19 protein-coding genes and 1 pseudogene are annotated in these 17,089 nt (G+C 70.9%); 11 read left to right on the top strand and 9 right to left on the bottom strand.

Annotated features, from left to right (window positions below):
- Positions 1 to 286: 286 nt before the first annotated feature.
- Together AB0P24_RS32330 and AB0P24_RS32325 are read right to left on the bottom strand one after the other, a co-directional pair.
- Positions 287 to 517 carry a hypothetical protein gene (locus tag AB0P24_RS32330; RefSeq protein WP_365800234.1) on the bottom strand — a complete coding sequence of 77 codons (231 nt, stop codon included), beginning with the start codon at positions 515 to 517 and terminating at the stop codon, positions 287 to 289.
- A 14-nt stretch (positions 518 to 531) separates the two neighbouring features.
- On the bottom strand, positions 532 to 1,686 hold the full coding sequence (locus tag AB0P24_RS32325) for an inorganic phosphate transporter (protein ID WP_365800232.1): 1,155 nt from the start codon (positions 1,684 to 1,686) through the stop codon (positions 532 to 534).
- Between the two features lie 153 nt (positions 1,687 to 1,839).
- On the opposite strand from AB0P24_RS32325, the gene AB0P24_RS32320 reads away from it, so the two are divergent.
- The 3 genes from AB0P24_RS32320 (at position 1,840) to AB0P24_RS32310 (ending at position 3,438) form a co-directional block, all read left to right on the top strand.
- Complete coding sequence (locus AB0P24_RS32320) at positions 1,840 to 2,193, top strand: helix-turn-helix transcriptional regulator (protein ID WP_181808045.1); 354 nt, start codon at positions 1,840 to 1,842, stop codon at positions 2,191 to 2,193.
- A gap of 63 nt (positions 2,194 to 2,256) precedes the next feature.
- On the top strand, positions 2,257 to 2,676 hold the full coding sequence (locus AB0P24_RS32315; protein WP_234543496.1) for a VOC family protein: 420 nt from the start codon (positions 2,257 to 2,259) through the stop codon (positions 2,674 to 2,676).
- Between the two features lie 18 nt (positions 2,677 to 2,694).
- A complete protein-coding gene (locus AB0P24_RS32310; RefSeq protein WP_365800230.1) occupies positions 2,695 to 3,438 on the top strand; it encodes a VOC family protein in 744 nt (247 codons plus the stop codon).
- Positions 3,439 to 3,464: 26 nt separating this feature from the next.
- On the opposite strand, the gene AB0P24_RS32305 is transcribed toward AB0P24_RS32310, so the two are convergent.
- The 4 genes from AB0P24_RS32305 to AB0P24_RS32290 all read right to left on the bottom strand — a co-directional run bounded on the left by AB0P24_RS32305 (position 3,465) and on the right by AB0P24_RS32290 (position 6,837).
- The gene (locus tag AB0P24_RS32305; protein ID WP_365800228.1) at positions 3,465 to 3,812 is read right to left on the bottom strand and encodes a DUF952 domain-containing protein; all 348 of its coding nucleotides are present in this window, start codon (positions 3,810 to 3,812) and stop codon (positions 3,465 to 3,467) included.
- A gap of 9 nt (positions 3,813 to 3,821) precedes the next feature.
- A complete protein-coding gene (locus tag AB0P24_RS32300) occupies positions 3,822 to 4,037 on the bottom strand; it encodes a hypothetical protein (protein WP_365800226.1) in 216 nt (71 codons plus the stop codon).
- Positions 4,038 to 4,216: 179 nt separating this feature from the next.
- Complete coding sequence (locus AB0P24_RS32295; RefSeq protein ID WP_365800224.1) at positions 4,217 to 5,317, bottom strand: family 2 encapsulin nanocompartment cargo protein polyprenyl transferase; 1,101 nt, start codon at positions 5,315 to 5,317, stop codon at positions 4,217 to 4,219.
- A gap of 113 nt (positions 5,318 to 5,430) precedes the next feature.
- Positions 5,431 to 6,837 (bottom strand): family 2B encapsulin nanocompartment shell protein, encoded by a 1,407-nt coding sequence (locus AB0P24_RS32290; RefSeq protein ID WP_365800222.1) that lies wholly within the window; start codon positions 6,835 to 6,837, stop codon positions 5,431 to 5,433.
- A gap of 334 nt (positions 6,838 to 7,171) precedes the next feature.
- Between AB0P24_RS32290 and AB0P24_RS32285 the strand changes: the two genes are divergently transcribed.
- The gene (locus tag AB0P24_RS32285; RefSeq protein WP_365800220.1) at positions 7,172 to 7,762 is read left to right on the top strand and encodes a peptidoglycan recognition family protein; all 591 of its coding nucleotides are present in this window, start codon (positions 7,172 to 7,174) and stop codon (positions 7,760 to 7,762) included.
- A 31-nt stretch (positions 7,763 to 7,793) separates the two neighbouring features.
- Positions 7,794 to 8,675: a pyridoxal-phosphate dependent enzyme gene (locus AB0P24_RS32280; RefSeq protein ID WP_365800218.1), complete on the top strand. Its 882-nt coding sequence runs from the start codon at positions 7,794 to 7,796 to the stop codon at positions 8,673 to 8,675.
- Between the two features lie 123 nt (positions 8,676 to 8,798).
- Here the strand turns inward: AB0P24_RS32280 and AB0P24_RS32275 are convergent, their stop codons facing one another.
- Positions 8,799 to 10,391 carry a Na+/H+ antiporter gene (locus tag AB0P24_RS32275; RefSeq protein WP_365800216.1) on the bottom strand — a complete coding sequence of 531 codons (1,593 nt, stop codon included), beginning with the start codon at positions 10,389 to 10,391 and terminating at the stop codon, positions 8,799 to 8,801.
- Positions 10,392 to 10,452: 61 nt separating this feature from the next.
- Here AB0P24_RS32275 and AB0P24_RS32270 point away from each other — a divergent pair, with 61 nt between their 5' ends.
- The 3 genes from AB0P24_RS32270 to AB0P24_RS32260 all read left to right on the top strand — a co-directional run bounded on the left by AB0P24_RS32270 (position 10,453) and on the right by AB0P24_RS32260 (position 12,491).
- A complete protein-coding gene (locus AB0P24_RS32270) occupies positions 10,453 to 10,713 on the top strand; it encodes a UBP-type zinc finger domain-containing protein (protein ID WP_181805639.1) in 261 nt (86 codons plus the stop codon).
- Between the two features lie 273 nt (positions 10,714 to 10,986).
- Positions 10,987 to 11,400, top strand: coding sequence for an anti-sigma regulatory factor (locus AB0P24_RS32265; RefSeq protein ID WP_004925829.1), 414 nt, complete (start codon positions 10,987 to 10,989; stop codon positions 11,398 to 11,400).
- Positions 11,397 to 12,491, top strand: a complete 1,095-nt coding sequence (locus AB0P24_RS32260; protein WP_365800214.1) for an RNA polymerase sigma factor SigF — start codon at positions 11,397 to 11,399, stop codon at positions 12,489 to 12,491. The genes AB0P24_RS32265 and AB0P24_RS32260 overlap by 4 nt, the downstream gene beginning before the upstream one ends.
- Before the next feature lie 34 nt (positions 12,492 to 12,525).
- Here the strand turns inward: AB0P24_RS32260 and AB0P24_RS32255 are convergent, their stop codons facing one another.
- A complete protein-coding gene (locus tag AB0P24_RS32255) occupies positions 12,526 to 12,966 on the bottom strand; it encodes a hypothetical protein (protein ID WP_365800212.1) in 441 nt (146 codons plus the stop codon).
- Between the two features lie 116 nt (positions 12,967 to 13,082).
- Between AB0P24_RS32255 and AB0P24_RS32250 the strand changes: the two genes are divergently transcribed.
- Entirely contained in the window at positions 13,083 to 14,051 is a 969-nt protein-coding gene (locus tag AB0P24_RS32250; RefSeq protein ID WP_365800210.1) for a diacylglycerol kinase family protein, read from the top strand.
- 320 nt (positions 14,052 to 14,371) lie between these two features.
- Positions 14,372 to 14,629, top strand: coding sequence for a WhiB family transcriptional regulator (locus tag AB0P24_RS32245; protein WP_010353616.1), 258 nt, complete (start codon positions 14,372 to 14,374; stop codon positions 14,627 to 14,629).
- 177 nt (positions 14,630 to 14,806) lie between these two features.
- Here AB0P24_RS32245 and AB0P24_RS32240 read toward each other — a convergent pair whose 3' ends face one another.
- The gene (locus AB0P24_RS32240) at positions 14,807 to 16,273 is read right to left on the bottom strand and encodes a PAS domain-containing sensor histidine kinase (protein ID WP_365800341.1); all 1,467 of its coding nucleotides are present in this window, start codon (positions 16,271 to 16,273) and stop codon (positions 14,807 to 14,809) included.
- Between the two features lie 654 nt (positions 16,274 to 16,927).
- Between AB0P24_RS32240 and AB0P24_RS32235 the strand changes: the two are divergent.
- Positions 16,928 to 17,089, top strand: a pseudogene (locus AB0P24_RS32235) (glucosamine-6-phosphate deaminase); the annotation flags it as partial.

Below are 17,089 nucleotides of genomic sequence, written 5' to 3'. Positions count from 1 at the left end.
TTGTCTCCACGGCCGTTCACGGGCGCAATCTCGATCATGAAGTCCATCATTGGTGAGCCGGTCGGCCGTGTCGGGTCGATTTTCCGCCAAGCCGGCGGGGCCCACGGGGGTTGCGGGAGGAAACGAGGAAGGGCCGACCGGATGTCCGGCCGGCCCTTCGCCAGGCGACCGGCTCTACCGCTCGCCGTGGTCGTCCGGGCGGATGAGCACGGGGTCGTCGGGGTCGCTGTGGTCGACCTTCAGACGGGCCAGGCCCGCCAGGTCGGCCAGCAGGTCCGGCTGCGGGTCAGTGGAACTGCGGCACGATCAGGTAGATGCCGTACGCCACCACCGCCACGCAGGCGAGGAAGCACAGCCCTGCCTGGGCGACCCCGGCGGCGCGGGTGCCGCCCTGCTCCTTGGCACCCTCGTAGCGGGCGAGCCCGAGGACGCCGAGGGCGAAGACGACCACCACCGCGAACGTGACGCCGATGCTCACCGCGGTGACCTGGCCGAGTGCGGTCCAGTCGATGCTCATGGGAACTCCCTCACTCAGGCGGCGGTGCCGGCGCGGGACGGGGACGTGCTGCGGACGGCGACCTCGTGGCCGGCGTTGACGTTCTTCGCGTGGATCGGGTTACGGCGCGACAGCATGACGATGCCCGCCGCGAGCGCGGCGCCGACCAGGGCGACCACGACCGTGCCGAAGTTGCCGCCGTGCTTGACCGCGTACGCGGAGACGCCGCCGACCAGCGCGGCGCAGGGCAGTGTGATCACCCAGGCGGCCACCATGCGGCCGGCGACGCCCCAGCGGACCTCCGCGAGCCGCCGGCCGACGCCCGCGCCGAGGATGGAACCGGAGGCGACCTGCGTGGTGGACAGCGCGAAGCCCATGTGGGCGGAGGTCAGGATGACGGCCGTGGAGGCGGTCTCCGCCGCGAAGCCCTGCGGGGACCGGATGTCGGTCAGGCCCTTGCCCATGGTGCGGATGATCCGCCAGCCGCCGATGTAGGTGCCGAGGGCGATGGCGAGACCGGCGGTGAAGATCACCCAGACCGGCGGACCGGCGTCACCCGGGAGCGCGCCGACGGAGATCAGGGTCAGGGTGATGATGCCCATGGTCTTCTGGGCGTCGTTGGTGCCGTGCGCGAGCGAGACCAGCGAGGCCGACCCGATCTGGCCGAGCCGGAAGCCCCTGTTCACGGAGTCCGCGCGGCCGCGGGCGGTGAGCTTGTAGGCGCTGTACGTGGCGACCAGCGCGGCGACGCCCGCCACCACCGGGGAGGCGAACGCCGGGATGATGATCTTCTCGACGACCTTGTCGAAGTTGACCGCGCCGGAGCCCGCGCCGACCCACACGGCTCCGATCAGCCCGCCGAACAGGGCGTGCGAGGAACTGGAGGGCAGCCCGACCAGCCAGGTCATCAGATTCCACAGGATCGCGCCGACGAGGCCCGCGAAGATCATCGCCGGGGTCACCTCGGCGTCGTTCACGATGCCGCCGGAGACCGTCTTGGCGACCTCCGTGGAGAGGAAGGCTCCGACCAGGTTCAGTACGCCACTGATCAGGACCGCTGTCTTCGGTTTGAGCGCGCCGGTCGCGATGGACGTGGCCATCGCGTTCGCCGTGTCGTGAAACCCGTTGGTGAAGTCAAACGCGAGTGCGGTGACGATCACGACCGCCACGAGGAACGTGATGTGGTCCATTCCTTAATGCAAACAAGCGCGGGCCAATTGCGCGAGAACCGGAAGCGAACTCACGTCCAAGAACAATCCCCTCCGTGTGTGCGATGTGCATGCCATGCTGGACGGGTGACCCCCCTGGAGGACCTGAGGCGGCTGCGCCGGGCGCGCGACCGGATGGACCGCGAGTACGCCGAGCCGCTCGACATGGCCGAGCTCGCCCGTACCGCCCTCATGTCCCCGGGCCACTTCCAGCGCAGCTTCCGCAAGGCCTTCGGGGAGACGCCGTACAGCTACCTCATGACCCGGCGGGTCGAGCGGGCCAAGGCGCTGCTGCGGCGCGGCGACCTCACGGTGACGGAGGTGTGCATGTCGGTCGGCTGTACCTCGCTGGGGTCCTTCAGTTCACGGTTCACCGAGCTGGTCGGGGAGACGCCGAGCGCGTACCGGGCGCGGGACCACGAGGAGAGCACGGTGATCCCGTCCTGCGTGGCCCGCACCTTCACCCGCCCACGCCGCAGGCCGTACTGACCGGCGGCACGGGCGTGAAGCCTCCTCCGGGCGCGGCAGGGCGTTTCCTCCTAGCCTGACCCCATGGACGTAAAACTCGCGCAGTGTTTCATAGCCGTCGACGACCACGACAAGGCGCTGGCCTTCTACCGTGACGTTCTCGGCCTGGAGGTCCACAACGACGTGGAGTTCGAGGGGATGCGATGGGTGACCGTCGGGTCGCCGCAGCAGCCGGGCGTGGAGATCGTGCTGGAACCGCCGGGCGCCAACCCGGACGCCTCCCCCGCCGACCGGCAGGCCATGGCCGAGCTGCTCGCCAAGGGCATGCTGCGCGGGGTGATCTTCTCCACCACCGACTGCGACGCGCTGTACGAGCGGGTGCGGGAGTACGGGGGTGACGTGATCCAGGAACCGATGGACCAGCACTGGGGGGTGCGGGACTGCGCGTTCCGGGACCCGGCGGGGAACCTGTTGCGTTTCACCGAGCGCCGGCCGGCCGAGTAGCGCACTTACGATCACCGCATGACCATCCGCTGGACGTACGCCTTCGCCGACCGCCCCGCCGCGCACCTCGCCGTCGCCCAGGCGTTCTGGACGGCCGTCACCGGCGCCTTCCTCTCCGCGCCCCGCGGCGAGCACGACGAGTTCGTGACGCTGGTGCCGGCCTCCGGCGTCGACGCCTGCGTCAAGCTCCAGGGCGTCTGGTCCGGCCCCGGCGGAGCCCACCTGGACCTCTGCGTCGAGGACGTGTGGGGCCTGGTGAAGCGGGCCCGGGAACTCGGTGCCGAGACGGTCGCCGAGCACGACGGCTGGGCCGTCCTGCGCTCGCCCGCCGGGCAGGTGTGGTGCGCGGCGCCCTGGCACGGCGAGTCGGTACAGCCGCCGGTCGTGGCGGGCAGCAGGCTCGACCAGGTCAGCCTCGACATCCCGCCGTCCGCGTACGAGACGGAGACCGCGTTCTGGGCGGAGCTGACCGGCTGGGAGCTGCTGACCGGCTCACTGCCGGAGTTCCGGGTGCTCCGGCCGCCGGCCGGCCAGCCGGTGCGGATCCTGCTCCAGCGGCTGGACGACGAACAGCCGGCCGCCGCCCACCTCGACCTGGCCTGCGCGGACATCCCGGCGACCCGCGCCCGGCACGAGGAACTCGGCGCCGCGCACGTGGCCGACGGCCGCCACTGGACGGTGATGCGCGACCCGGCGGGCGGCACCTACTGCCTCACCGGCCGCGACCCGGAGACCGGCGGCCTCCCGGGCCGGGGCCGGTAGCCGGGCCCGTGGCGGGGGCGCGGGCCCTAGCCGGCCGGGTGCTGGATCCAGGGCTCCACGTCCACCACGGCCGTGACCGGTATCGGTCCGTACACGTGCGGGAACTCCTCACCGCCCGGCGCCGGCGCCTCCCACTTCACGGGGGCGCCGACCCGGGCCGGGTCCACGACCAGGACCACCAGTTCGTCCGGGCCGTCGTAGGAGCCGTACAGGAAGGCCGCGACGCGCGGGAGTTGGTCGCGGGTGGAGCAGTGGATGAAGCCCTCCTCCTGGAGGGTGCGGCCACGGGTGGACATCTCGTAGCCGCCCCGCGCGCGGGCCTCTTCCCACAGGGAGCGTTCGGTGATGTGCAGGATGTTCGGGAGCGCCGTCATGCGGACACGCTACGGCGTGGGACGGCTCCCGGCGGATTCGGGCGGCGGAGAGCTGGGCGGTGCCGCCTCCTGCGGGCCCTGCGGGCCGGGGTACGCGGCGCAGTCGGGGTTGCGGCAGGGACCGGGTCCCCAGACCGGAACCCAGGCGCCCAGCGTCTTGTGCCGTCCCACCACGCGCTCGACGGTCCGTCCGCAGACCGGACAGACCTGGTCCTGGCCGTCCATGCCTCCAGCGTAGGCCGGGTCCGGCAGCCGCGCCCGCCGCCGGCCACCCGCCAGGAGGCCGCCCCGGCGGGAATCGGCGGGCCCCGCGCACCGTGGGGATGCGCGGGACCCGTCGGACCGGAGCCCCCGGTGCACCGTGCGGGGTCAGGAGCCGCACGATCCCGGGGGCTCCGGGGTCTTCACCTGCTGCGCCGGGTCACGAACTCGGCGAGCGCGAGAAGGCCGCCGGCCGCCTCCGGGTCGGGCACGGCGCGGGCGAGCTCCTGCATCGCCCGTGCCATCCGGTCGGCCGCCTCGGCCTGCGCCCAGTCCCGGCCGCCCGCCCGCTCCACGGCCAGTGCGGTCCGCGCGATCTCGTCGGCGTCGGCCCGCACATGCGGCTTGGCGTACAGCTCGGCGAGGTCGGCGGCGGCCGGGGTACCGGAGGTGAGGGCCGCGACGACCGGCAGCGACTTCTTGCGGGCCGCCAGGTCCGCGCCGGCCGGCTTGCCGGTGCGCCGGGGATCGCCCCATATCCCGATGACGTCGTCGATCAGCTGGAAGGCCAGCCCCGCCTGGCGGCCGAAGCCGTCGAGCGCCGCCACCTCCGCCGCTCCCGCCCCCGCGTACAGCGCGCCCAGGGCGCAGGCACAGCCCAGCAGCGCCCCGGTCTTGGCCTCGGCCATGGCGAGCACCTCGTCGAGGGCGACCTCGTCGGGCGCCCGGTCCTCCAGGGCCGTGTCCGCGTGTTGTCCCGCGCACAGTTCGAGGACGCAGTCCGCGAGCCGGGCGGCGGCCGCCGCGGACGCCGGGTGCGGGTCCTCGGCGAGCAGCCGGAGGGCCAGCGCCTGGAGGGCGTCCCCGGCGAGGATCGCGTCGGCGTCGCCGAACACGGTCCATGCGGTGGGCCGGTGTCTGCGGGAGGTGTCCCGGTCCATGACGTCGTCGTGCAGCAGCGTGAAGTTGTGCACCAGTTCCACGGCGGCCGCGGCCCGTACGGCGGCCGCGCGGGCGGCCGGACCGCCGAGCGCGTCGGCGGCGGCGAGGACCAGCGCCGGCCTGATGGCCTTGCCGGCGTTGCCGTCCGCCGGGGTGCCGTCCGCGTGCTCCCAGCCGAAGTGGTAGCGCGCTATCCGCCGCATCGATCCGGGCAACGACGCCACGGCGGTGCGCAGTTCGGGGTCGACGGACGCCCGGACCCGCTCCAGTATCACCGCCGCCTCGGACCCGTCGAGCGGCTCCGACCTCCCCGGCGGCAGCTGCGTGGCGCGCTGTTCCCGCTCCGTCACGAACTCAGCCATGGCCTCCCCCTCGCGGAGTGCGCGTACGGTGGCGTCCCCGCCACGGCTCGGCACGTACCCCGAGGGTGTACCCGCCTCGGAGGCCGGGGACACGGCCGCCAAGTGCGGAAACGTCACCTCCATCGGCCGATCTCGACGTTCTCCAGCACTCCGAGAGCGTCCGGGACCAGAACGGCGGCCGAGTAGTAGGCCGTGACCAGGTAACTGATGATGGCCTGTTCGTTGATTCCCATGAAGCGGACCGAGAGGCTCGGTTCGATCTCGTCGGGGATTCCGGACTGCCGCAGTCCGATGACGCCCTGGTCGTCCTCACCGGTACGCATCGCGATGATCGAGGTGGTCCGGGCCTCGGTGACCGGGATCTTGTTGCAGGGGTAGATCGGGACTCCGCGCCAGGTCGGGATGCGGTTGCCGCCGATCTCGACGGTCTCCGGGACCAGTCCGCGCTTGTTGAGCTCACGCCCGAAGGCGGCGATCGCGCGCGGGTGGGCGAGGAAGAGCCTGGTGCCGCGCCGGCGGCTGAGCAGCTCGTCCATGTCGTCCGGGCCGGGCACGCCGTCGTGCGGCTGCAGCCGCTGGTCGTACTGGCAGTTGCTGAGCAGGCCGAACTCCCGGTTGTTGATGAGCTCGTGCTCCTGGCGCTCCTTCAACGCCTCGACGGTGAGCCGCAACTGGTGCTCGGTCTGGTTCATCGGCTGGTTGTAGAGGTCGGCCACGCGGGTGTGGATGCGCAGCACGGTCTGGGCGATGCTCAGCTCGTACTCGCGCGGGCGGGCCTCGTAGTCGACGAAGGTGTGCGGGATGTCGGGCTCGCCGCTGTGGCCGGCCGCGAGGGCGACCTCCTTCTCGCCGTACTTGTTGGTGCGCTGCTCGGGGATCGCGCGCAGCTGCCGAAGGTGCTCGCGCAGTGAGTCGGCGCGCTCGGCGACCTGCTCGAAGTCCCGCCGGGACAGGGTCAGCACGGTGCAGGCCGTGTCGGCGCGGGCGGTGTACTCCCAGATGGCGTCGGGGTCGATCAGGCCCTGCTCGCCGAAGTAGGCGCCGTCGGCGAGGACGCCGAGCACCGCGTCGTCGCCGTAGGGACCGGTGCCGACCTTCTCGACGCGGCCGTGGGCCAGCAGGTGGACCTCGTCCGCGCCGTTGCCGAACCGGGCGATGACGTCGCCCGGGGCGAAGTCGCGCTGCCGGCAGCGCTGGGCCAGCTCGGCCAGCACCTCCTCGTCCTCGTAGGACCGCAGGATGGGCAGTTCGCCCAGCTCCGCGGGGATGACCTCGACGCGGTCGCCGGTCTTCAGGAAGGTGATACGGCCGTCGCCGACCGTGTAGGTGAGCCGCCGGTTCACCCGGTACGTGCCGCCCTGGACGTCGACCCAGGGCAGTGTCCGCAGCAGCCAGCGGGAGCTGATCTCCTGCATCTGTGGCGCGGACTTGGTCGTGGTGGCCAGGTTCCGCGCTGCCGCCGTGTCCAGAGACTGCTGCGGCTTGCCCTGATCCGTGCGGACCTCTTCGCCTACCGACATAAGGAAATGCCCTCCCATACCTGCGCGGACGCCGAACTGCCCGCGCATCGGTCTCGCGGACCACTTTGTCATCACGGAGAGTGTCCAGACCATTACCCGAAAGAGCGGGAATAGATCATCGCACCGCTGGGCATGCCGACAAATCACCTCATCCATCATCCTGCGACACACCGGCCCGTCCGGATCACCGGCCTGTCCGGATCGACTCGCACGGGATCCGAACGGGTTCGAAGCGGTATGGCCCGATACACGCGACTTCTGTAGAAAATCCAGAAGATCTGGAAGATCCAGGCACTGAGACAGTTCAGGCAGTTCGGATGCGAAGGAGGCGGCCATGGCCCCACCCATGTCCGCGGGTGCTTTCCTCGACGCGTTGCGGGCCGAGGGCGCCACGGTCGTCGAGGTCGGCGACTGGCGAGAGCACAACCGGAACCACAAGGGGCCCTGGGGGCCCGTCCACGGCGTGGTGATCCACCACACGGCGACCCACGGCGCCGAAGCCACGGTCCGGATCTGCCGCGACGGCCATCCGGACCTGCCCGGACCGCTGTGCCACGGCGTCGTCACCAAGGACGGCACGGTCCACCTCGTCGGCTACGGCCGCGCCAACCACGCGGGCCCGGGCGACGACGACGTGCTGCGCGCGGTGATCGCCGAGAAGGCCCTGCCCCCGGACAACGAGGCGAACACCGACGGCAACCGGCACTTCTACGGCTTCGAGTGCGAGAACCTGGGCGACGGCCAGGACCCCTGGCCCGACGCCCAGCTGGAGGCGATCGAGAAGGTGGCCGCGGCGGTGTGCCGGCAGCACGGCTGGTCGGAGCGGTCGGTGATCGGGCACCTGGAATGGCAGCCGGGAAAGGTGGACCCGCGCGGCTTCTCGATGGCCTGGCTGCGCGAACGCGTCAGGGACCGGCTGAAGTGAGCCCGCGGCCGCCCCGGGCGACAATGACGACGTGACCAGCGCCGACATACTCACCCCCCGGCTCCCCTCGCCGCTGCAGGAGGTGACCGACGACCGTTTCGCCCGCCACGGCGTCCGTCTCCTCCTCAAGCGGGACGACCTGATCCACCCGGAGCTGATCGGCAACAAGTGGCGCAAGCTGGTCCCGAACATCGAGGCGGCGGCCGGCCGTCCGGTCCTCACCTTCGGCGGCGCGTACTCCAACCACCTGCGCGCCACGGCCGCCGCGGGCCGTCTCCTCGGCTTCCCGACGATCGGGGTGGTGCGGGGCGAGGAACTGGGCGGCCGGCCCCTGAATCCCTCGCTCACACGGTGCGCGGCCGACGGGATGCGGCTGCACTTCATCGACAGGTCGACATATCGGCGCAAGGCCGAGCCTGATGTGCTGACCGGGCTGCTGCGGGCGGCGGGGGCCGAGGGCGCGTACGTGGTGCCGGAGGGCGGCACCAACGCGGCCGCGGTGCGCGGCTGCCGGGCCCTCGGTGCGGAGCTGCGCGGGCGGGCCGACGTGGTGGCGATCGCCTGCGGGACCGGGGGCACACTGGCCGGCCTGGCGGCCGGACTGGGCGCGGAGCAGCGGGCGTTGGGGGTGCCGGTGCTGAGGGGCGGGTTCCTGGCGGGGGAGATCCTGCGGTTGCAGGAGGAGGCGTTCGGGGGGCGGCGCGGGCGGTGGTCGCTCGACGAGCGGTTCCATTTCGGCGGGTACGGGCGTACGACACCGGAACTCGACGCCTTCGCCGAGGACTTCGGGGAACGGCACGGGGTGCGGGTGGAGCGGCTGTATGTCGCCAAGTTGCTGTACGGACTCGTCGAGCTGGCACGGGAGGGCGGCCTGGGCCGGGACGTGACCGTGGCGGCGGTACTGACGGCCTGATCGGCGTGCGGGAGTCCCGCGCGGATCAGGCCCGGATCCCGGGCTGGTCGGCCCCGCGGCGCAGCCGACGCTTCAGGGGTGCTGCGGGCGGCCGCGGGACAGCCGCACCGGCCGTGCGCCGGCTCACCCGGCCTCCCGGTACGCGGCCGCCTCTTCCAGGTCCAGCCGGCGCAGCAGGGTCCGCAGCATCTCGTCGTCGATGTAGCGGTGGTCGCGGAGCCGGACGAAGACCGTGCGTTCGGCGCTGATCATCTCGCGGGAGAGGCGGCGGTAGGTGTCGTCGACGGACTCGCCGGTGATCGGGTTGGTCTGGCCGAGGCGTTCCCAGACGGCGTTGCGGCGGCGCTCCAGGACCGTGCGGAGGCGGTCGGCGAGCGGGGGCGGGAGTTCGTTGCGGTCGTCCGAGAGGAGCTCGTCGAGGCGGGCCTCGGCCGCGCGCGAGGCCTGGGCCTGCGCGTTCGCCTCGGCGAGGGTCTCCGCCTGCGGGTCGCGGCCGGGGAATCTCAGCCGGCGGATCAGCGGGGGCAGGGTCAGACCCTGCACGACCAGTGTGCCGATGACGGTGGTGAAGGTCAGGAACAGGATCAGGTTGCGGTGCGGGAAGGGGGCGCCGTGCACGGTGACCGGGATCGAGAAGGCGATGGCCAGGGAGACCACCCCGCGCATCCCGGCCCAGGAGGTCACCATCGCGCCTCTCCACGTGGGGTTCGCCTCGCGTCCGCGGATCCGCGCGGAGAGTATCCGGGGCAGGAAGGCCGCCGGGTAGACCCAGGCGAAGCGGGCCGCGACGACCACCAGGAAGACGGCGACGGCGTACCAGGCGGCCGCCACGCCCTCGTACTGGCCGAGCCCCCTGAGGACGATCGGCAGTTGCAGGCCGATCAGGGCGAAGACCGCCGACTCCAGGACGAAGGCGACCATCTTCCACACCGCTTCCTCCTGGAGCCGGGTGGCGAAGTCGACCTCCCACGCGCGGTGGCCGAGGTAGAGGGCGACGACCACGACGGCGAGGACGCCGGAGGCGTGGAACTGCTCGGCGACGCCGTAGGCGACGAAGGGGATCAGCAGGGACAGGGTGTTCTGGAGCAGCGGTTCCTTCAGGTGGGTGCGCAGCCAGTGCAGCGGCGCCATCAGGATCAGGCCGACGCCCACCCCGCCCACCGCCGCGAGCAGGAACTCCTCGATGCCGCCGGCCCAGGTGGCGCCCTCGCCGACGGCCGCCGCGAGGGCGACCTTGTAGGCGGTGATCGCGGTGGCGTCGTTCAGCAGCGACTCGCCCTGGAGGATCGTCGTGATCCGGGACGGCAGCCCGACCCGGCGCGCGACCGCCGTCGCCGCCACCGCGTCCGGCGGGGCCACCACCGCGCCCAGCACGACGGCGGCCGTCAGCGGCATGCCCGGGACCAGCAGGTAGACCGCCCAGCCGACCACGAAGGTCGCGAAGAGCACGTAGCCGACCGAGAGCAGCGCGACCGGCCGCAGCTGGGCCCGCAGGTCCAGGTAGGAGCTGTCGGACGCCGAGGTGTAGAGGAGCGGGGGCAGCAGCAGCGGCAGGACCACCTCGGGGTCGAGGGTGTAGTCCGGGATGCCGGGCACGTAGGACACCACCAGGCCGACCGCGACCAGCAGCAGGGGCGCCGGCACCGGAGTGCGCCGGGCCGCACCGGCGATCGCGGCGCTCCCCGCCACCAGCAACAGCAGTGGCATCACGTCCATGGTCCTCGCCCGCCCTCTTTTTTCGCGCGGCCACCCGCACACCCGTCGTAATCTGGCAATCATGAAACAGTGCACGCACCGCGACGCGCTGCCGCTCCCGGAACCCGAGCCATTGAACGAGACCTGCCCGGAATGTCTCGCCAAGGGCTGGCACCCGGTACAGCTGCGGCTCTGTCTGACCTGTGGCCACGTCGCCTGCTGCGATTCGTCCCCGGGAAGACATGCGACAGGCCACCATGAGACGTCTGGTCACCCGGTGATGCGGACGTTCGAACCCGGCGAGGACTGGCGCTGGTGCTTCGTCGACCACGTCCTCGTGTGACACTGCACTACGGCTGCTGAAGACGACGGCACCGACGGTTCGACGGTTCGACGCCGGGGTACGTCAACCCGGCGCGCGCTCTTCCCAATTGGGCAAGGCAGACCTCTAGACACGGAGCGTATCCACAGGTTTACTGTGAGTGACGCCAGGGGGTTGGGGTCCCGGGGACAGAAAAGTTCGGAGCGCGGTAGCGTCACCGCTGAACCACGTTGTGCGTTACCCCCGGGGGGCGACCCTCGGCCCCGAGAAGCTTGTACCACCATGGAGGTGAGGGTGTCCCAGATCGCAGGCGAGCCCGCGACCCAGGACTTCGTGGAAGTCCGGCTGCCGGCTGCGGGTGCCTACCTGTCGGTGCTGCGCACGGCCACGGCCGGTCTCGCCGCCCGCTTGGACTTCACCCTGGACGAGATCGAGGATCTGCGCATCGCGGTCGACGAGGCCTGCGCGATCCTGCTCCAGCAGGCCGTTCCCGGCTCGGTGCTCAGCTGTGTCTTCCGCCTCGTCGACGACTCATTGGAGGTCACGGTCTCCGCCCCGACCACGGACGGGCACGCCCCGTCGCGCGACACTTTCGCCTGGACCGTGCTCTCGGCCCTGGCCGGCAAGGTCTCGTCGGCCGTCGACGAGGACAAGACCGTGTCGATCAGCCTCTACAAACAGCGCGGCGCGGGACCCGGGCCGGCGTGAGGAACGGGGACGGGCCGGTGCGGGACGAAGAGCGCGGCACACGGGAGCTGTCGGCCGGGGGCGAAGGCCCCGGGGCCGGCCCCTGCCGCATGGCTGACGGCATCGACGGCATCCCGGAACAGGCCAGGCCGCACCCGGAGGACCCCTCCGCGCCGGCCGGTCTGGAGGGTGCCGCGCAGAGCGCGCCCCCGGAAGGGCGGAACGGGGTCACGGCCCCGCACCGAGCCGGGGCGAAGGCTCGCGGAAGGGCGACGGGCGGGACGATGAGCGAGCACGAGCGATACGCCGAGGACGAGGCGCTGGCCGCGGAGGTGGTGCAGGCGACCCGGCACGACCCTCAGGACCGCAGCGGCGCACGCGCCCTGTTCATCGAGCTGCGCGGGCTGAAGGAGGGCAGCGCCGAGTACGCGGAGCTGCGCAACCGGCTGGTCCGGATGCATCTGCCGCTCGTGGAGCACCTCGCACGCCGGTTCCGCAACCGCGGCGAACCGCTGGACGACCTCACCCAGGTCGCCACCATCGGCCTGATCAAGTCGGTCGACCGGTTCGACCCCGACCGGGGCGTGGAGTTCTCCACGTACGCCACCCCGACCGTGGTCGGCGAGATCAAGCGGCACTTCCGCGACAAGGGCTGGGCGGTCCGGGTCCCGCGCCGTCTGCAGGAGCTGCGCCTCGCGCTCACCACCGCCACCGCGGAGCTCTCCCAGCAGCACGGCCGCTCCCCCACGGTCCACGAGCTGGCCGAGAAGCTCGCCATCTCGGAGGAGGAGGTCCTGGAGGGCCTGGAGTCGGCCAACGCGTACTCCACGCTGTCCCTGGACGTCCCCGACACCGACGACGAGTCCCCGGCGGTCGCCGACACCCTCGGCGCGGAGGACGAGGCCCTGGAGGGCGTGGAATACCGCGAGTCCCTCAAGCCCCTCCTCGAAGACCTCCCGCCCCGAGAGAAGCGGATCCTTCTCCTCCGCTTCTTCGGCAACATGACGCAGTCCCAGATCGCCCAGGAAGTCGGCATCAGTCAGATGCACGTCTCCAGGCTGCTGGCCCGAACCCTGGCTCAGCTCCGGGAGAAGCTGCTGGTGGAGGAGTAGATCCCGCCGCCCTCGGCGGCCGCCCACCCGCAGGTCAGCTACTCCGCCCGGGCCCCTTGATCCCAAGGGCCTGGGTGGTGGCGGAGTTCACCAGCAGCACCAGCGAAGCCACGGCGACCACCGCCAGCACGATCCCCACCGGAATCGCCACGCTGTCTGCCTTCAGCAGGTTGTACGCCACCGGCAACGCCATGATCTGCGTGATCACCGCCGGCCCCCGGCTCCAGCTCCTCCGCAGCAGCAGCCCTCGCGCGGCCAGCAGCGGCAGCAGCGCCAGCACGATCACGGTGACACCCCCCGTGACCGCCTGCCCCCGGTCGTCCGGGTCCCCGGTCAGCCCGAGCACGAGCATCCACACCCCGCCGGCCACCAGCGCGAGCCCTTCCAGCCCGGCCAGCGCAGCGGCGTACGTCAGCCGCCGCGGACGGGGGCCTTCGGTTCCGTCGGCCTTCACAGCCGTAGACGCATCGCTCACCCCAGCAGGGTAGCCCTCGGCCGGCACCCGTAAGTGTTCAGGCTCACGCCCCCGTCTCTTACCGGATCCCTAACTCGGTCTGGGCCCGGTACTTTCCAGTAGGTACGCTGCAATCCATGCGTGCACTTCTCGTGGTCAACCCGGCGGCAACCACCACAAGCGCACGTAGGCGCGACGTCCTCATCCACGCGCTCGCGAGCGAAGTGAAACTGGAGGCGGTCACCACCGAGTACCGCGGCCACGCCCGCGACCTGGCGCGGCACGCGGCGGAGAGCGACGACATCGACCTGGTCGTGGCGCTCGGCGGCGACGGCACGGTCAACGAGGTGGTCAACGGCCTCCTCCACAACGGCCCCGACCCGGACCGGCTGCCCGGCCTCGCCGTGGTCCCCGGCGGTTCCACCAACGTCTTCGCCCGCGCCCTCGGCCTGCCCAACGACCCGGTCGAGGCCACCGGTGAACTGCTGGACGCACTGCGCGAGAAACGCGAGCGCCTCGTCGGCCTCGGTCTGACCGCCGGGACGCCCGGCACCGAGGACGAGGCGGTCCCGGCCCGCTGGTTCACCTTCAACGCGGGGCTCGGCTTCGACGCCGGCGTGGTGGGCCGGGTCGAGCAGCAGCGCGAGCGCGGTAAGAAATCCACACATGCGCTGTATGTTCGCCAGGTGGTCCGGCAGTTCCTCGGCGAACAGCACCGCCGGCACGGCCCGATCACGCTTGAGCGGCCCGGTGCCGACCCGATCGGCGATCTCGTCGTGGCGATAGTCTCGAACACCTCACCGTGGACGTATCTCGGCAATCGCCCGATGTACACGTCGCCTAAGGCCTCGTTCGATAAAGGCATCGATGTGCTCGGTCTCAGCCGCCTGTCGACCGCCGCGGTTGCCCGGTATGGCACGCAGTTGCTCACTTCGTCCCCCGAGCGCGGACCCCATGGCAAGCATGCGGTGGCACTGCACGACCTGGACCAGTTCACCTTGCATTCGAAGGTCCCCCTCCCTCTCCAGATGGACGGCGACCACCTAGGACTGCGTACGAGCGTGACGTTCACAGGCGTACGCAGTGCACTGCGTGTGATTGTGTGAGCGGAACGGCCTAAAGTCCTTTCACTCGAACGTTTAGGCCAGGATCCACCCCATGGAAGTACGGCTGTGACCCAGTCGACACCGAGGAATCAAAAAAAACTTTCCGGAAGGGGTTGTATCCGTCGCTGAGGTTTGCGAGGCTCTACGTGGCGATCGGGACGGCCCGCAAGACCGGCCTCCACTGATCACCGGAATCCCCCTTCAACTCACAGGACCCCTGCCAGGGAACCTGGCGGTCGGCCCTTCACTTGTTGAGGGATTCGTGAAAGCGTTCACATTCACAAGCAACGTGCATGTAATACCAAGGAGAGGTAGCAGCCATGGACTGGCGTCACAACGCCGTTTGCCGCGAGGAAGACCCCGAGCTCTTCTTCCCCATCGGCAACACCGGTCCTGCGCTGCTGCAGATCGAGGAAGCCAAGGCCGTCTGCCGTCGCTGCCCCGTTATGGATCAGTGTCTGCAGTGGGCGCTTGAGTCCGGTCAGGACTCCGGCGTCTGGGGTGGTCTCAGCGAGGACGAGCGTCGCGCTATGAAGCGCCGTGCCGCCCGCAACCGGGCCCGTCAGGCCACCGCCTGACAGTCCCACCCCTGGTGACAGCCTGAGCTTGGCGGCGCGTACAGCGAGTACGCATCTCCCGCCCCCGAGCCGCAGCGCGCAGTACCCCCGATGCGCTTAGAAACAGCAGCAACGAGCGAGCAGCCCCGGACCCACCAGGTCCGGGGCTCTTTGCTGTCTCCAGCGCCCCGACGCGTGTCACTTCTGCGGCCGCACCGGCACGTCGAGGATCACCCGGGTCCCCCGCTCGGGCGCCGGCACCATGTCGAACGTGCCGCCCAACTCGCCCTCCACCAGGGTCCGTACGATCTGCAGGCCGAGGTTGCCGGAGCGCTGCGGATCGAAGCCCTCGGGCAGGCCGACACCGTCGTCCTGGACGGTGACGAGCAGCCGGGCCTCCTTGGTGGTGCCGCCGCGGACCGCCGTGACCTCGACGGTGCCGGTGTCGCCCTCGCGGAAGCCGTGTTCGAGGGCGTTCTGCAGGATCTCGGTGAGAACCATGGACAGCGGGGTGGCGACCTCGGCGTCCAGTATTCCGAAGCGGCCGGTGCGCCGGCCGGTGACCTTGCCGGGCGAGATCTCGGCGACCATGGCGAGCACCCGGTCCGCGATCTCGTCGAACTCCACGCGCTCGTCCAGGTTCTGGGAGAGCGTCTCATGCACGATGGCGATGGAGCCGACCCGCCGTACCGCCTCCTCCAGGGCCTCCCGGCCGCGCTCGGACTCGATGCGCCGGGCCTGGAGACGCAGCAGCGCGGCGACCGTCTGGAGATTGTTCTTCACCCGATGGTGGATCTCCCGGATGGTCGCGTCCTTGGTGATCAACTCACGCTCGCGGCGCCGCAGTTCGGTGACGTCCCGGAGCAGCACCAGAGAACCGATGCGGGTTCCCTTGGGCTTGAGCGGGATGGCCCGGAACTGGATGACGCCGTCGTCCGACTCGATCTCGAACTCGCGCGGCGCCCAGCCGCTGGCGAGTTTGGCGAGCGCCTCGTCCACCGGCCCCTTGGTCGGGGCGAGTTCGGCGGTGGTCTGGCCGAGGTGGTGGCCGAGGAGGTCGGTGGCGAGGCCGAGGCGGTGGTAGGCGGAGAGGGCGTTCGGGGAGGCGTACTGGACGATGCCGTCGCCGTCCACCCGGATCAGGCCGTCGCCGACCCGCGGCGAGGCGTCCATGTCGACCTGCTGGTTCGGGAAGGGAAACGATCCGGCAGCGATCATCTGCGCGAGGTCGGAGGCGCTCTGCAGGTAGGTGAGCTCAAGGCGGCTCGGGGTGCGCACGGTCAGCAGGTTGGTGTTGCGGGCGATGACTCCGAGGACCCGGCCCTCGCGCCGCACCGGGATGGACTCGACCCGTACGGGGACCTCTTCGCGCCACTCCGGGTCGCCCTCGCGGACGATGCGGCCCTCGTCCAGGGCGATGTCCAGCATGGGCCGGCGGCCGCGCGGCACCAGGTGGCCGACCATGTCGTCCTGGTAGGAGGTGGGGCCGGTGTTGGGGCGCATCTGCGCCACCGAGACGTACCGGGTGCCGTCCCGGGTGGGGACCCACAGGACCAGGTCGGCGAAGGAGAGGTCGGAGAGCAGCTGCCACTCCGAGACCAGCAGATGGAGCCACTCCAGGTCGGAGTCGTCGAGGGCGGTGTGCTGGCGGACCAGTTCGTTCATGGAGGGCACATCTGTGAGCGTACCTGGCGGTATGTGGATGGCCGAAAAACAGCGGCCGGGAAGGGGTCCAGGGAAGGACGGCGGGCCCGGAAACACCCGCGGGCCGCGGCGCCTGAGAGGGACCCTCAACCCTCCCGGCACCGCAGCCCGGAGCAGCAACGGCCGTGGGGTGTGCGGTCCCGGTCGGCCGAAGGTGAGGAGCCGGGGCAGTCAGGGCAGAGAGCTCCGGTTCCTCGGTCCGCCTTCCTGTGCGGGGAAAGCGGAAGAGTGTGACTGTGCGGTACGACTGGTGCCGTACTCATTCAGCACTCGTACGCAATTGTGGACTAGACCACGGTGTGTGTCTATGCGTTGGAGACTGTTCACAGTTGATCCGACCGCAGCGTAGCCCGCCGGAGGCGGCCGTGGGGCCGGATGTCCGGGGCAATCTTCCGCGACCCGGCGAGGGGGCCGCGAGGGGGCGGGAGAGTTTCTTGCAATTCACCCCATCTGACGCATTCACGTAACCTCGCAGTTGTCCCCGTTTTTCTCTGCTTTCTCTGCGTCCGACCTGCGGGGACAGGGGTCGGTTCTGTTAGATTGACCTCATCAGATTGGTCTAAACCACATAGACCTTCCAGATCCTCCAGCCCTCTTGAGAACGGCAGGCCCAGCGTGGAAGTTGTCATCGTTCCGGACGCCGCGGCGGGTGGCGAGCTGATCGCCGAGGCCATGGCGCAGCTGCTCAGGCGCAAGCCGGAGGCGCTGCTGGGGGTGGCCACGGGTTCGACCCCGCTGCCCGTCTACCAGGCGCTCACCGCCAGGGTCCGTGCCGGT

Origin of the sequence: Streptomyces sp. NPDC086519, assembly GCF_040686075.1 — a bacterium.
GTDB classification, from domain to species: Bacteria; Actinomycetota; Actinomycetes; order Streptomycetales; family Streptomycetaceae; genus Streptomyces; species Streptomyces shenzhenensis.
This window is presented reverse-complemented; position numbering and strand designations above follow the sequence as displayed.